Source organism: Caenispirillum bisanense (genome assembly GCF_039523075.1).
GTDB lineage: Bacteria > Pseudomonadota > Alphaproteobacteria > Rhodospirillales > Rhodospirillaceae > Caenispirillum > Caenispirillum bisanense.
Genome location: NZ_BAAAEP010000029.1, coordinates 31,928 through 46,578, shown reverse-complemented (window position 1 = coordinate 46,578; position 14,651 = coordinate 31,928). Strand labels below are relative to the sequence as shown.

Annotated in this window: 10 protein-coding genes and 2 tRNA genes; 7 read left to right on the top strand and 5 right to left on the bottom strand. The window is 69.0% G+C overall.

Annotated features, from left to right (window positions below):
- Positions 1-18: 18 nt before the first annotated feature.
- The 3 genes from ABD056_RS13870 to ABD056_RS13860 all read right to left on the bottom strand — a co-directional run bounded on the left by ABD056_RS13870 (position 19) and on the right by ABD056_RS13860 (position 3,035).
- The gene (locus ABD056_RS13870) at positions 19-693 is read right to left on the bottom strand and encodes a DUF2497 domain-containing protein (protein WP_343867486.1); all 675 of its coding nucleotides are present in this window, start codon (positions 691-693) and stop codon (positions 19-21) included.
- A gap of 95 nt (positions 694-788) precedes the next feature.
- Positions 789-2,204, bottom strand: a complete 1,416-nt coding sequence (locus tag ABD056_RS13865) for a TolC family outer membrane protein (protein ID WP_343867484.1) — start codon at positions 2,202-2,204, stop codon at positions 789-791.
- Between the two features lie 174 nt (positions 2,205-2,378).
- Positions 2,379-3,035, bottom strand: coding sequence for a protein-L-isoaspartate O-methyltransferase family protein (locus ABD056_RS13860; protein WP_343867482.1), 657 nt, complete (start codon positions 3,033-3,035; stop codon positions 2,379-2,381).
- A 276-nt stretch (positions 3,036-3,311) separates the two neighbouring features.
- On the opposite strand from ABD056_RS13860, the gene ABD056_RS13855 reads away from it, so the two are divergent.
- The 7 genes from ABD056_RS13855 to ABD056_RS13825 all read left to right on the top strand — a co-directional run bounded on the left by ABD056_RS13855 (position 3,312) and on the right by ABD056_RS13825 (position 9,873).
- Positions 3,312-3,385 (top strand) — tRNA-Cys (locus tag ABD056_RS13855).
- Positions 3,386-3,404: 19 nt separating this feature from the next.
- A tRNA-Asn gene (locus tag ABD056_RS13850) sits at positions 3,405-3,479 on the top strand.
- A gap of 40 nt (positions 3,480-3,519) precedes the next feature.
- Positions 3,520-3,849, top strand: a complete 330-nt coding sequence (gene hspQ, locus ABD056_RS13845; protein WP_343867480.1) for a heat shock protein HspQ — start codon at positions 3,520-3,522, stop codon at positions 3,847-3,849.
- Positions 3,850-4,113: 264 nt separating this feature from the next.
- Positions 4,114-4,815 carry a hypothetical protein gene (locus ABD056_RS13840; protein ID WP_343867478.1) on the top strand — a complete coding sequence of 234 codons (702 nt, stop codon included), beginning with the start codon at positions 4,114-4,116 and terminating at the stop codon, positions 4,813-4,815.
- A gap of 365 nt (positions 4,816-5,180) precedes the next feature.
- Complete coding sequence (locus ABD056_RS13835; RefSeq protein ID WP_343867476.1) at positions 5,181-5,855, top strand: hypothetical protein; 675 nt, start codon at positions 5,181-5,183, stop codon at positions 5,853-5,855.
- A 110-nt stretch (positions 5,856-5,965) separates the two neighbouring features.
- Positions 5,966-7,033 carry an SLAC1 anion channel family protein gene (locus ABD056_RS13830; RefSeq protein ID WP_343867474.1) on the top strand — a complete coding sequence of 356 codons (1,068 nt, stop codon included), beginning with the start codon at positions 5,966-5,968 and terminating at the stop codon, positions 7,031-7,033.
- Between the two features lie 122 nt (positions 7,034-7,155).
- Positions 7,156-9,873, top strand: coding sequence for a bifunctional acetate--CoA ligase family protein/GNAT family N-acetyltransferase (locus ABD056_RS13825; protein WP_343867472.1), 2,718 nt, complete (start codon positions 7,156-7,158; stop codon positions 9,871-9,873).
- Here the strand turns inward: ABD056_RS13825 and ABD056_RS13820 are convergent.
- Together ABD056_RS13820 and ABD056_RS13815 are read right to left on the bottom strand one after the other, a co-directional pair.
- A complete protein-coding gene (locus ABD056_RS13820) occupies positions 9,863-10,801 on the bottom strand; it encodes an SMP-30/gluconolactonase/LRE family protein (protein WP_343867470.1) in 939 nt (312 codons plus the stop codon). The genes ABD056_RS13825 and ABD056_RS13820 overlap by 11 nt on opposite strands.
- Positions 10,802-10,937: 136 nt before the next feature.
- Positions 10,938-14,180, bottom strand: coding sequence for a bifunctional diguanylate cyclase/phosphodiesterase (locus tag ABD056_RS13815; protein ID WP_343867468.1), 3,243 nt, complete (start codon positions 14,178-14,180; stop codon positions 10,938-10,940).
- Between the last annotated feature and the right edge of the window lie 471 nt (positions 14,181-14,651).

Genomic DNA, 14,651 nt, shown 5'->3' with positions numbered 1-14,651 from the left:
TTGGGACCCGGAGCGGTTCTAGAACTTTTGCGACCGCGATACCAGTCTCTCGATTTCGCGCTGGACCAGCCGTTCGACGATGTCCGGCAGGTTGGCGTCGATCCACTCCCGCAGCAACGGGCGCAGGGCATCGCGAACCAGTTCCTCCAGGGTGATGGCGCCATGGCCGACCGCCAGCTGACGGTCGCCGGCCATGGAGCGCGCCAGCTGCGACAGTGCGGCGGCGGACGCGGCTTCGGTGGCGCGGCTCATCAGCCCGTCGTCGTCGTCCATCACCGGCGGCGGGGCCGGGCGCGGCGGCGGCGGAGGGGGCGGCGGCGGCGGGGGCTCGGGTTCCGGCTCCCACATGGGTTCCGGCTCAGGCTCGGGCTCCGGCTCGTCCCAGGCAATGGGCTCCGGTTCCGGCTCGGGCTCCGGCTCGTAGGCAGGCTCCGGATCCTCCACCGGCAGCATCATGCTGTCGGTGAGTTCCAGGATGTCCTCCTCCGGCTCCGGTTCCGGCTCGGGCTCCGGTTCCCACACGGGTTCCGGTTCCGGCTCGGGCTCCGGTTCGGGGGGCGGCGGCGGAGGCGGCGGCGCAGCCTTCTTGGGCGCCGGTTTCGGTTCCTCTTCCTCGTCCTCCGACAGGATCTTGCGAATGGAGGCGAGGATGTCCTCCATTGATGGTTCCTGCTGGCCCTTGTCGTCCATCATCCCTGACCGTCACCTTACCAAGTCCCGCGTGAAGAGTAGCGGATAACACCGCACCGCACCACGGGAAAAACCCCCTCGCCCGGCGCCGCCGGATGTCACTGGCCGGACTTGGCCTCCACCAGCCCGCCGGCGGAGCGGGCGTAGGCCGCATCTTCCTCGGCCGCATCGCTGGAGCCGATCCACTGGTTGCGGACGTCGTTGTAGTGGATGGTCGGGTCGTAGATCTGCACCGGCAGGCCCAGCGACTGCGCCGTCATGCGGCCCACCGCCGCCAGCAGCTGGTAGCCGGCGACGGAGCTGTTGCGCTCCGCCCGCACCAGCGACACGCGGGCGTTCAGCAGTTCCTGTTCCTGGTCGAGCACGTCGAGCACGGTGCGGGCGCCGACCTGGGCCTCGCGCTGCACGCCTTCCAGAGCGATTTCCGCCGCCTGCACCTGGGCGCTCAGCGACTCGATGGAGGCGCGGGCCGCCTGCAGGTTTTCCCACGCCTGCACCGCCGATTCGCGGGCCTGGTAGCGGGTTTCGTCCACCTGGATGCGGCTCTGGCCGGCGCGGTGCTTCTGCTCGCGCAGGCGGGAATAGGTGGAACCGGCCTGGTAGAGCGGCACGGTCGCCTGCACCACCACGCTGGCGGTTTCGGTGGACACGTCTTCCTGGCTGCGGTCCCAGGCCTCGCCATAGGACGCCTGCAGGTTCACGGTCGGCAGCAGCTCGCCGCGCACCTCGCGGATGCCGGCCACCTGGGCCTCGGCGGTGTGCTGGCGGGCGATGACCGCCGGCGCCGAGGTGATGGCCAGCTGCACCGCTTCATCCAGGCTGCCCGGCAGGGTGTCGAGCGCCTGCGGGCGGTTGACCTGGGTCGGCGCGGCGCCGACGACACGCTCGTAGGTGGCGCGGTTGGCCTGCAGCTCGCCTTCGGCGGCAATGCGGTCAGCCACGGCACCGGCGACGCGGGCCTCGGCCTGGGCGACGTCGGTGCGGGTCACCTCGCCGACGCGGAAGCGGTCGCGGGTGGCCTGCAGCTGACGCTCCAGCACCTGCACGTTGTTGGTGGTCAGCTCCACCACCGCCTGCGCCTCGATCACGTCCATATAGGCGGTGGCGGCGGCCAGCAGCACGTTCTGCTCGGTGGCGACCAGCGCCGCCTGGGCGGCCTTCACCGAGCTTTCGGCGCGGTCGGTGGCGGCAAGGGTGCGAAAGCCGCGGAACAGCGGCTGCGTCACGGTCAGATCGTAGGAGCGCGGGCGCAGGTTCTGGTCGGCGCTGCCGCCGGGGGCGCGGGTCTCGCTCTGGGCCAGGCCGGCGGAGCCGGACAGGCTGACCACCGGACGCCAGCCGGACAGCGCCTGCGGCACCGACTCGTCGGCGGCGCGCACGGCGGCGCGCTCGGCCCGCAGGGTCGGGTTGTTGAGGTAGGCGGCGGCCAGCGCCTCCTCCAGCGTTTCCGCCTGGGCCGGCAGGGCGGCGCCGAACAGCACGGCGGCCACGGCAAGGGAAATCGGCTTTTTCATAACAATCACCTTAATCAAGGAGAGTGCGCGCCCCGCGCGCATCCGCATGCCCCGGAGGATAACCGACCGTATCCGCGAATCAAATCACGTTGCAAAGCGGCACCGCTCGGGAAGCGGCAAAAAGGACCACCGCAAAGCGAGACGGGGTTGCGTCGCCACAACCCCGTCGCCGTTTCAGAAGGTGAAGGTCACCTCCGGCTCGAAGCCGGGCAGCAGCGGGATGTTGGTGTCGAACACGTCGCGGCGGCCGACGATGCCGTCCTTGCGGGTGACCAGGGTGGCGCGGCCCATCTGCACGCGATCGGGCTGCACCACCGCCACCAGGCGGCCGCCTTCGGCCAGCTGGGTGCAGATGGCGGCCGGAATGTCCGCCACGGCGCCGTCGAAGAAGATCACGTCGTAGGGGGCCTGCTGCGGATAGCCCTGGTCGAGCGGGCCGGCGACCACCGCCACGTTGTCGATTCCCAGGTCGGCCATGCGGCGGCTGGCGCCGTTGGCGAGGTCAGGGTCGCTTTCCAGCGCCACCACGGCCGAGGCCATGTGCGCCAGCGCCGCGGCGGCATAGCCGGTGCCGGCGCCGATCACCAGCACGGCATCGGTGTTCTGCACCGCCGCTTCCTGCAGCAGGCGGGCAAGCGCCAGCGGCTCCATCACGGCGCGGCCGTTGCCGAGGGCGATTTCCTCGTCCATGTAGCAGATGCTCTGCATGGCCTTGGGCACGAACAGTTCGCGCGGCAGCGTGTTGAGCGCGGCGAGAACCAGCGGATCGGTCACGCGGTTGGTGCGGATCTGGCCCTCGACCATGTTGCGGCGAGCGATGCTAAAGTCCATGGAAAGACCCCTCTGCGGTGCCGGAGGCCGGCGGCCATGGGCCCGGCGGTCCGTCGTCACGATGATCCCGTCACCCTGCCCCTTCGTGCAGGTTTCCGGCGGACTTATAGCCCCCGCGGGCGCGAAAGACAACGCCCCGCGACCACCCGCCGCACCGGCGCCCGACCCGACCCGGAGAAAGGGTGTTGACCGGCCATTCGAAGGCCCCTATAAAACGCCCCTCCCCCACGGGGGAGACAGACGATCCGCCGCCCGCCCGATGCGGGCCGGATCGAGGGCCCGGTGGCAGAGTGGTCATGCAGGGGACTGCAAATCCCCGTACATCGGTTCGATTCCGGTCCGGGCCTCCATATATCGAGTTGGCATTGTTCCGGCGTAGCTCAACGGTAGAGCATGCGACTGTTAATCGCAGGGTTGTAGGTTCGAATCCTACCGCCGGAGCCATCTTGAAACGCCAGCCTCGATAGGGAAGGGAGCGCCAGCGTTGACCACGCAAGCCCAGCCGCGGCGAGCCCGGTTTTCCATCGGCCAGACCGTCCGGCACAAATCCTACCGTTACCGCGGCGTCGTGGTGGACGTGGATGCGTCGTGCCGCATGGACGACACCTGGTACGACACCCAGACCGAACGCCGCCCGCCGAAGGACAGCCCCTGGTACCACGTGCTGGTCGACCAGTCGGAAATGTCGACCTACGTGCCGGAGCGCAACCTCCAGGCCGACGACAGCGACGACCCCATCGACAACCCCGACATCGAGGAGTGGCTGGGCGAGACCGACGACGGCCTCTACCTACCCCTGACCCGGCCCAACTGAGGCCGCCTCACCCTCCCCGTACCTGCCCGCCCCGCCCGCCGAGCCCGCTGCTCGGCGGGCGTTGTCGTGCGTGGGGGTGGTGAAGCGAGGATGTTCCCGCCAGGTTACCATTAGCCATATTGACTATAGAGACCTATTGGCGCATGACTCTCGGCGAGAGGTGCAGCCGGAGAGGAGAGTCATAGGCTGCAGCCAATGGCCCTGCCCCTCACCGGCAAGGGTTCGCCTGCAACATCCGCTCTCCTGGAAGAGGGATATCTCACCATGGTCACCATCGTCCCCGCCAACGGCCTCACCATAGCTGCCGTGAAGCAGTTGTTCGGCGGCGTCCAGCGGAAGCCGGACCTCGTCGGCACCGCCAAGGTGCCCGGCCTCGACCCCATGGACGCAACCGCCAAACAGGCCAAGGCGATGCCCCTCCAGCCGGCACCGCACACCACGGCGGCGCGCGTGAGGGACGACGGATCGGCTTCGGCTACGGACCACGCCGTAAGGACCGGCGAGACGTTGGGACTTATGACCCACCTGGTTGAAAGCGCAATGAAAACGCTTGATATCATGGCTGCGAATGAGGATCTCGCCCCAACGGCCGGTAACAGTCCTGAGTTCACGTCTGACGCTTCAGTGAAAGCGAAGCAAGATGAAAGAAAGATGGCAGAAGAATTTGCTAGAATCATTCTAGACACTGCCCTCGGCCACCTGGAGGGAATGCTCGGCAAGCCCGCCCAAATCGAAACAAGCGCCGAGGGTTACCGCCGTATCGCCGCCTTCGAGGTGACGCGGGAGTTCAAGGACGGTCCCGCCAGAAACGACGGCGTGTCCATGACCTTCACCGGCGGCGGCGGGCGCGAGTCCCGCTACAGCATCACAGACAACCGCAGCGGATCGACCTGGACCTACCGCTACGAACCCCGCTTCGACGAAAGCCAGCAACCCCGCGGCGTCCTCATCAATGCGTCCGCCTGAGGCGGATGGCAGGGTTCCCCATTGACGTCCGTCAATTACATTACCTCCAGGCCGACGACAGCGACGACCCCATCGACAACCCCGACATCGAGGAGTGGCTGGGCGAGACCGACGACGGCGTCTACCCGCCTGCCCCGCCCGCCGAGCCAGCTGCCCGGCGGGCGTTGTCGTGCGTGGGGGTGGTTAAGAGAGGATGCCCCGCCAGGTTACCATTAGCCATATTGACCATAGAGACCTATTGGCGCATAACTCTCGGCGAGAGATGCAGCCGGAGAGGAGAGTCATAGGCTGCAGCCAATGGCCTACCCCTCACCGGCAAGGTTTCGCCTGCAACATCCGCTCTCCTGGAAGAGGGATATCTCACCATGGTCACCATCGTCCCCGCCAACGGCCTCACCATAGCTGCCGTGAAGCAGTTGTTCGGCGGCGTCCAGCGGAAGCCGGACCTCGTCGGCGCCGCCAAGGTGCCCGGCCTCGACCACCTGGACGCAACCGCCAAACAGGCCAAGGCGATGCCCCTCCAGCCGGCACCGCACACCACGGCGGCGCGCGTGACGGACGACGGATCGGCATCGGCTACGGACCACGCCGTAAGGACGGGCGAAATTCTTGGTTTAATGACGAGCTTGGCCAACGGCGCCCTGGAAATCCTCGACGGCAGGCCCGGCATACAGACATCGGCGCCTGCGCAGGAGAGCGATGCGGAAAGCGCGGCGCGGAGGCGGAACATTGAGGATTTCGCGAGAGCGCTGTTGTCGACTGCCCTCGGCCACATTGAAACCACCGCCGGAAAGCCCGCCCAAATCGAAACAAGCGCCGAGGGTTACCGCCGTGTCGCCGCCTTCGAGGTGACGCGGGAGTTCAAGGACGGTTCCGCCAGAAACGACGGCGTGTCCATGACCTTCACCGGCGGCGGCGGGCGCGAGTCCCGCTACAGCATCACCGACAACCGCAGCGGATCGACCTGGACCTACCGCTACGAGCCCCGCTTCGACGAAAGCCAGCAACCCCGCGGCGTCCTCATCAATGCGTCCGCCTGAGGCGGATGGCAGGGTTCCCCATTGACGTCCGTCAATTACATTAGTTACCACTTATGTAATTGTCGACGGCGGACCGTTTCCGCCGTCCCACGTCCATGGAGCCCCTCGTCATGTCGCCCACCCCGGCGCCGCAGACCCCACCGCATCCCCCCGCCGCCCCTGCCGATACCGCCTCCGGAGCGGCTCCGGCAGGGGCCATTCCCGCCGCCACCTCGGCCGCCGGGCCGTGGCTGATGCATGTGCCGGTGCCGCTGTTCGCCGTGGTGATGGGCGTCACCGGCCTCGGCATCGCGTGGCGCAAGGCGGCCCATGTGCTGCATGTGCCCGCCGCCATCGGCGAAGGCATCCTGGCGTTGGCCGGCCTGCTGTTCGTCGCCATCGCCTGCCTGTACGGCGCCAAAGCGCTGCGCTTTCCCAAGGCCGTGGCGCACGAGTTCGGGCATCCGGTGCGGGCCAATTTCTTCCCCGCCATCTCCATCGGCATGCTGCTGCTGTCCATTGCCGCCCTGCCCCACGCGCACGCCGTGGCAGTGGCGCTGTGGAGTGTTGGCGCGGCGGTTCACCTCACCCTCACCGTCACCCTGCTGAAGCGCTGGATCCTGCGCGAGGTGGAGCTGGTGCATTCCAACCCGGCGTGGTTCATCCCCATCGTCGGCAACGTCATCGCTCCGCTCACCGGCATGCAGATCGGGCAGGTGGAACTGTCGTGGTTCTTCTTCTCCGTCGGCATGGTGTTCTGGGTGGTGCTGCTGACGGTGATGATCTACCGCATCATCTTCCACGCCCCGCTGCCGGTGAAGCTGCTGCCCACCCTGTTCATCCTGCTGGCGCCGCCCTCGGTCGGGTACCTGTCCCATATGGCGCTGATGGGCGGCGAGGCGGCGGCGCTGGACGGGCTGGCGCGGGTGCTGGTCCACATCGCCCTGTTCAAGGCGCTGCTGCTGCTGGCCATGGCGCCGACCTTCCTGAAGGTGCCGTTCGCGGTGTCGTGGTGGGCCTTCACCTTCCCGTCGGCGGCGCTGGCGGCGGCGACCCTCGACTATGCCGCCCGCACCGGCTCGACCGGGCTGACCATGGTGGCCTGGGCGCTGCTGGCGGCGGCGACGGTGATCATCGTCACCGTGTTCCTGCGCACCCTGCGGGCGCTGGTTGGCGGCCACCTCTTCGTGCCGGAATAGGCCGCCTTCGCCAATCGCCGCATGATCCCCCGCCGAAGGTCGAGGCTGGCCCGTTTCCTGTTGCACCGCAGCGTGAAGGGGGTAGGCTGAGCCGGGTCCGCCACGGGCAAGACGAGGGGATCATGAGCGTCCGCAACCTGCCGTACCTGTTCAAGCCGCAGTCCGTCGCCGTGATCGGGGCGTCCAACACGCCCAACACCGTCGGCAACATCGTCATGCGCAACCTGCTGGCGGGCGGCTTCGCCGGGCCGATCATGCCGGTGACGCGCACCGCCCAGGCGGTGCAGGGGGTGCTTGCCTATCCCGATGTCGCCAGCCTGCCGCTGGTGCCGGAGCTGGCGGTCATCACCCTGCCCGACGCCGCCGAGGTGCCGGCGGTGGTGGACGATCTTGGCCGGCGCGGCACGCGGGCGGTGATCATCGGCTCCGCCGGCCTCGGCAAGGCGGAAACCGGCGACGGCCGCACCGCCATGGCGACGGTGGAAGACTGCGCCCGCAAGTACGGCATACGCATCCTCGGCCCCAACAGCATGGGGCTGATGGTGCCGGGCATCGGCCTCAACGCCAGCTCGCTGCACCTGCCGGCGCGCAAGGGGCGGCTTGCCTTCGTGTCGCAGTCCGGCGCCCTGTGCGCCTCGGTGCTGGACTGGGCCCATACCCATGGCGTCGGCTTCTCCCACTTCATGTCCATCGGCGAGGCGGTGAACACCGACTTCGGCGCCATCCTCGACTACCTCGGCAGCGATCCGCAGACGGCGGCCATCCTGCTCTACATCCAGTCGGTGAAGGACCGCCGCAACTTCATGTCGGCCGCCCGCGCCGCCGCCCGCAACAAGCCGGTGCTGGCCATCAAGGCCGGCCGGCACGAAGCGGTGAGCCACGCCGTCGCCAGTCACACCGGCGCCCTGGCCGGGTCCGACCATGTGTACGACGCCGTGTTCCGCCGCGCCGGCATGCTGCGGGTGTATGATTTCGAGGAACTGTTCGCCGCCGTCGAAACCCTCGGCCGTTCGCGCAAGCTGAAGGGCGACCGGCTGGCCATCGTCACCAACGGCGGCGGCGTCGGCATCATGGCGACCGACGACCTGATCGCACTGGACGGCCGCCTCGCCACCCTCAGCGACGACACCATCACCAAGCTGGATGCGGTGCTGCCCGGCATCTGGTCGCGCACCAACCCCATCGACCTGATCGGCGACGCTCCGCCCGACCGCTACCTGGAGGCGCTGAAGATCCTCCACGCCGCCAAGGAGGTGGACGCGGTGCTGGTCATGCACGTGCCGGTCGCCATGGTGGAGGCGACGGCGGTGGCCAAGGCCGTCATCTCCTTCGCGCAGGAAAAGCGCACCGCCCACATCACCACCTGCTGGGTCGGCGACGAGAAGGTGCGCGAATCCCGCCAGCTGTTCGCCGAAGCCGGCGTGCCGACCCTCGACACCCCCGACAAGGCGGTGCGGGCCTTCATGCACACGGTGGAATACAAGCGCAACCAGGAACTGCTGATGGAGACGCCGGCCTCGCTCGCCGACGACTTCACGCCCGCCACCGTCACCGCCCGCATGATCATCCACGACGTGCTGAAGCGCGGCGATACCCTGCTGTCGGAGCCCGAGGCGAAAGCGGTGCTGGCCGCCTACGGCATCCCGACCGTCGAAACCCACATCGCCAAGACGCCGGAAGAGGTGCTGCGGCAGGCCGAGCGCATGGGCGGCACCCTGGCGCTGAAGATCATCTCCCCGGACATCGCCCACAAGTCCGACGTCGGCGGCGTGGTGCTCGACATCGCCTCGCCGGAGGAAGCGCGCCAGGCCGCCGAGGCCATGGCCGCCCGCCTGCGCCAGACCTTCCCGGAAGCGCGCATCGACGGCTTCTCCGTGCAGACCATGGCCCGCCGGCCGGGCGCGCACGAGCTGATCGTCGGCGTTTCCACCGACCCGGTGTTCGGCCCGGTGGTGCTGTTCGGCCAGGGCGGCATCGCGGTGGAGGTGATCGGCGACCGCGCCGTCGCGCTGCCGCCGCTCAATATGACCCTGGCGAAGGAACTCATCGGCCGCACCCGCGTCTGCCGCCTGCTGGAAGGCTACCGCGGCCGCCCGCCGGCCGACATCGAGAGCATCAGCCGCACCCTGATCCAGGTGGCGCAGCTGGTGACCGACCTGCCGGAAATCGTCGAGCTGGACATCAACCCGCTGTTCGCCGACGCCAACGGCGTGCTCGCCATCGACGCCCGCATGAAGGTGCGCCAGGCCACCGCGGAGTCGGGCCCCGACCGCCTCGCCATCCGCCCCTACCCCAAGGAGCTGGAGGAAGAGTTCATCATGCGCAACGGCCGCCCGGTGCTGCTGCGCCCCATCCGGCCGGAGGACGAGCCCAACCACCACGCCTTCGTCGCCGCCCTGACGCCGGAAGACATCCGCTTCCGCTTCTTCGGCCTGGTGCAGGAACTGCCGCACAGCCAGATGGCCCGCCTGACCCAGATCGACTACGACCGCGAGATGGCCTTCATCGGCGTCGCCCGCAACGACAAGGGCGACGAGGAGACCCTGGGCGTGGTGCGCACGGTCACCGACCCCGACAACGAGACGGCGGAATTCTCCATCGTCGTGCGGTCGAACCTGAAGGGGTCCGGCCTCGGCGTGCGCATGATGGAGAAGATGATCGACTACTGCCGCGCCCGCGGCACCCGCTACATGGTCGGCCAGGTGCTGAAGGAAAACCACCGCATGCTGACCTTCGTGGAACACCTGGGCTTCAAGCGCACGGCGACCATCGACGTCGACATTGTAGAAGTCACCCTCGACCTGCAGAACACCCCGGTGGCCGAACCCTTCACCGGCTGACCGGCGGGACCGGCGGAGGCGGAGGCGCTGGCGGCGCCAGCGGGCAGACGGCTAGCGTCGGCGCCACCACCGACCCCAGCACCAGCAGCCCGTCGGCCACCACCGCGACGGTGGCGCCGCTGATCACCTGCCCGCCGGGGTCGCCGAACAGGGCGTCCGGCGGGGCGTCCGCCAGCGGCACCGCGACGGCGGCGCTGGGGATGCCCGCCTCTCCGCGCAGGCGGAAGAGGGCCAGCATCAGGCTGTCCGGGTCCGGCAGCAGGGCGGCGAGCAGGCGGTGCCCCTCCGGGTCCAGGGTCAAGTTGTCGGGCTGCCCAGGCAGGGCGATGTGGCCGACCCGCCGCAGGTTCCCCGCCAGCGCCCCCTCGAACACGGCAATGCGAGCGGCGCGGGTTTCCGCCACATACAGGTGGTCGTCCCGGCGGGTGATGCCGTTGGCGAAGGACAGGTCGTCTGCCACCACGGCCGGTTTCGGCGCCGCAGTCGGGCCCGGGGCGCAGTCCCCGGCAGGCGGCAGGCGGTGGACGCGGCCGAGCGTCTCCTTCCGCGCCAGTTCCCACAGCTGGCCGAGGATCGACGTCGCCTCCAGGTTCTGGGTGACGTAAACGCCGCCGGCGCCGTCGGCGACCACGTCGTTGGCATTGCGGACATAGCCGTAGGTGCCGGCGGCGGTGAGGCTGCCGTCGTCGGCGATGAGGAAGCGGCGGACGATGGATTGGTGGTCGCTATCGCGCTCGGCATGGTCGATCACCGCCAGCTCGCGCCGCTCCACATCCAGGCCGATGCCGTGCGGCTTGCCGAGATCGGCGGCGGCGGTGAGGGCCAGGGTGCCGCCGGACCCGTGCAGGGCCTCCGCCGACACCCGGTACAGGCCGGGGCGACCGTCGCGGCACTGGGGATTGGCGGACACGAACAGCTGGCGGGACACCGGGTCCAGCCAGAACCGACAGCGTCGCCAGACGCCGGACAAGACGCGATGCGATGCCGACCATGGAGCCCCCTCCCTGCTCCGGCACCTATATCGCGATTCTCTCCAGACCGTCAACCGGAGGAGGAAGAGCCCGTCACCCCGCCGCGGCCGCCGGCCCCCTGCCCGTCGCGACCTGCGCCCGCAGCAGTTCCGCCACCTTGTCGGCCGGCATGGGCTTGCCGAAGTAGTAGCCCTGGGCGACGTCGCAGCCTTCCGCCTTCAGGTAGGCGAAGGTTTCGGCGTCCTCCACCCCTTCCGCCACCACTTCCAGGCCCAGGCTGTGGCCCAGGTTGATGGTGGCGCGGGCGATGACGGCGTCGTTCTTGTCGGTGGTCAGGTGGCGGACGAAGCTCTGGTCCACCTTCAGCTTGTCCACCGGGAACTGCTTCAGGTAGCTGAGCGACGAATAGCCGGTGCCGAAGTCGTCGATGGCCAGCTGGATGCCCAGGTCGGACAGGTCCGTCAGCAGCTCGATGGCCTGGCGGGCATCCTGCATCAGCATGCTTTCCGTCAGTTCCAGTTCGACCATGGTGGGATCGACGCGGTGTTCGGCCAGCAGGTCCTTCACCCGCGCCACCAGACCCTCCTGGCGGAACTGCACGGCGGAGATGTTGACCGCCATGGTCAGGGCCGGCAGGCCGGCATCTTCCCACGCCCGCGCCTGCCGCAGGGCCTCGCTCAGCACCCAGTCGCCGATGGGCAGGATGAGGCCGGAATCCTCGGCCACCGGGATGAAGCGGGCCGGCGAGATCATGCCCTGGTCCGGGTGCAGCCAGCGCAGCAGCGCCTCGACGCCGATGATGGCGCCGGTGGCGACGTTGATCTGCGGCTGGTAGTAAAGCTGCAGCTCGTGCCGCTCCACCGCCCGCCGCAGGTCGCCCTCGATGCCCAGGCGGACCTGCGCCTCGGCGTTCATCTCCGAGCTGAAGAAGTAGTACGAGGCGGTTTCCGACCGGATGGCCCGGTACATGGCCATGTCGGCGTTCTTGATCAGGTGGTCGGGGTCTTCGCCGTCCTGGGGATAGATGGCGATGCCGACATTGGCGCCCAGGTGGATTTCGTGACCGTCCATGGCGACGGTGGCGCCCACGGCGTCCACCACCTTCTTGGCCAGCACCGCCGCCGCCTCGGCATTGGCGAGGTCGGCCTGGATGATGGCGAACTCGTCGCCGCCGATGCGGGCGACGGTGTCGGCATCCTCCGCCACCGCCTGGATGCGCTCGGCCATCATGGCCAGCAGCTTGTCGCCGGCGGCATGGCCGAGGGTGTCGTTGATGCGGCTGAAGCGGTCGAGGTCGACGAACATCACCGCCAGCGCCTTGTGCAGGCGGCGGGCATGGCCGACGGCCTGATGCAGGCGGTCGCGGAACAGCACGCGGTTGGGCAGGCGGGTGAGCGTGTCGTAGTTGGCGAGGTAGCGGATGCGCTCCTCCGCCCGCTTGCGCTCCGTCACGTCCTCGTGCACCGCCACGAAGTGGGTGATGGCGCCCTTCTCGTCGGTGATGGGGGCGACGGTCTGGTCGACGGTGTAGAGGGTGGCGTCCTTGCGCCGCTCCACCATCTCGCCGCGCCAGATGCGCCCTTCCTTCACCGTATCCCACAGCGAGCGGTAGGCTTCCTTGGTCTGGATGCCCGACTTCAGCACCGCCGGCGTCTTGCCGATGACGTCGTCGGGGTCATAGCCGGACAGGCGGGTGAAGGCGTCGTTCACCCACAGGATGCGGCCTTCGACATCGGTGATGAAGATGGCGTTGGCGACCGCGGCCATGGCGGTGCCCTGCAGGCGCAGGCGTTCCTGGTCGCGCACGATCTGGATGGCGGAGCCGAGGCGGGCGCCGGCGCGCTCGATGCGGGCGGTATCCGGCCGTGCCAGATGCTGCGCCGATCCCGCCAGCACCACCACGCCCACCACCTCGCCCTGGGCGTGCAGCGGAATGGCGTGGATGGCCTCCAGCCCCAGCTTCATCACCGCCTTGACGCAGGGACCGGGCTCGCCGGTGACCTCGGCGATGACCACCTGCTGCATCAGGCCGGTGCGCACCGCCACGGCGGCGGGGCAGACCTGCTGCATGGGCACGTCCCAGCGGATGGGGTCGCTGTCGAACGACACCTCGGCCGCCCGGGTGCCGGCGGCGCCGCGCAGGCGCACGGTGCCGTTCAGCTCGCGCGTGCCCATCCACACCAGCTGCAGGGTGCCGATGGTGGCCAGGCGCTCGGAGGCGGCCTGCGCCACATCGTCCAGCGTGCCGCCGCGGAAGGCCATCTGGTCCAGTTCCAGCAGCAGGTCGTCCAGCTGGTCGGTCATCAGCGCTTCGGAGATGTCGCGCACCACCGCCACGTAGTGGGAGCCCATGGCGTCGCGCATGGTGGCGACCCGCAGTTCCACCGTGATGATGCTGCCGGCCCGGCGCACCGTGGTCTGCAGGGCCTGCCCGTCGGTCTGGCCGTGGACCAGCCCCGCCCCCAGCTCGGCGATCAGGCCGCCGCGACCGCCGTCGGGCCGGGCGCCGGGCATCAGGCGCGCCGCCGGCGCCCCCACCGCCGCCGCCGCCGGCAGGGCGAAGATGCGCTCCGCCGCGGCGCTGAAATCGGTCACCGTGCCGCCGCCATCGACGCCGATGATGCCGTCCGCCACGGTGTCGAGCACCGCCCGCACGTGATCCTCGCGGGCCTCGGCGACCCGTTCCGCCTCTTCCGCCTGCTCGCGGGCGACGGCCAGTTCGCGCGCCTGCTTGCGCTGCACCAGCACGATGAAGCCCACCGCCACCGCCATGGTGATGGCCTGCGCCGCCAGGAAGCCGAACGGCGCCAGCACCTCGTCACGGCCGAGGAAGGGATAGCCGATGGTATGCGCCGCCCACAGCAGGAACAGGGTGGCGATGTAAGTGTAGTTGTCGCGCTGCTCCGCCCGCCGGCTCCAGAACGCCCAGGCGGTCAGCACCAGCACCACCGCCATGAACACGTACTGCGGCAGGGTCATCCACAGGAACGGCAGCGCCATCAGGGCCGCTGCCAGAGCCCACCCGACCGAGGCCACCAGCAGCGCCGCATAGACCATCGGCCGCGCCGCCTTGCCCAGGAACTGCCAGGTGCCGGCCAGCAGCAGCACCGCCGTCAGCCCGTTCAGGCTTTCCGACAGGAACAGCGCCCAGGGATTGGAGGTGAGCGGATCGTTGGCGATGACCAGCAGGTGCAGGGCATTGGCGACGAAGGACGCCGCCCAGGCATTGAGGCCGCGCGCCGCATTGGGCAGCCGCGCCAGATAGGCCAGAGCCGTTGCCAGCACCAGCGACCCGAGGACCGCCCCCACCACGGCCGCCGACAGCGAAAACGCCATCACGTTCTTTCCACCCTTACGCGCCCCGCACGAACCCGCCCTTGCGGCCCGCACCCTGTCCATCAGTCGCAGAGGCAGGCATTCGAAGGCAGTATCACCTTACTTCCTGTGACACAACTGTGATCCGTCAGCCCCTGCCGAACGGCTGTGGCATGGAACCCGCAGGATGAACTTCCGGCGAGTGTTCCGCCACAAGCGCTTTACGCACCTTACCTCCTAGGATATAGAGGACGGACGCATGCCATTTCGTGTTTGGGGGGACTTTCACGGTGCAGCGTACCCTTTTTGCCGTCTACTTCGGACTGGCGCTGACTGCCACGGCCGGCTCGGCCGTCGCGGGGCCGCTGGTCGAGGAGCTGCGCCTTCTGGTTGACACCAACCCGCAGGTTCAGGCTCGTTACAAATCCGTCCTTGCCGCCACCGAAGGCGTGGACGAGGCCTTCGGCGACTACCTGCCGCGCCTCGATCTCT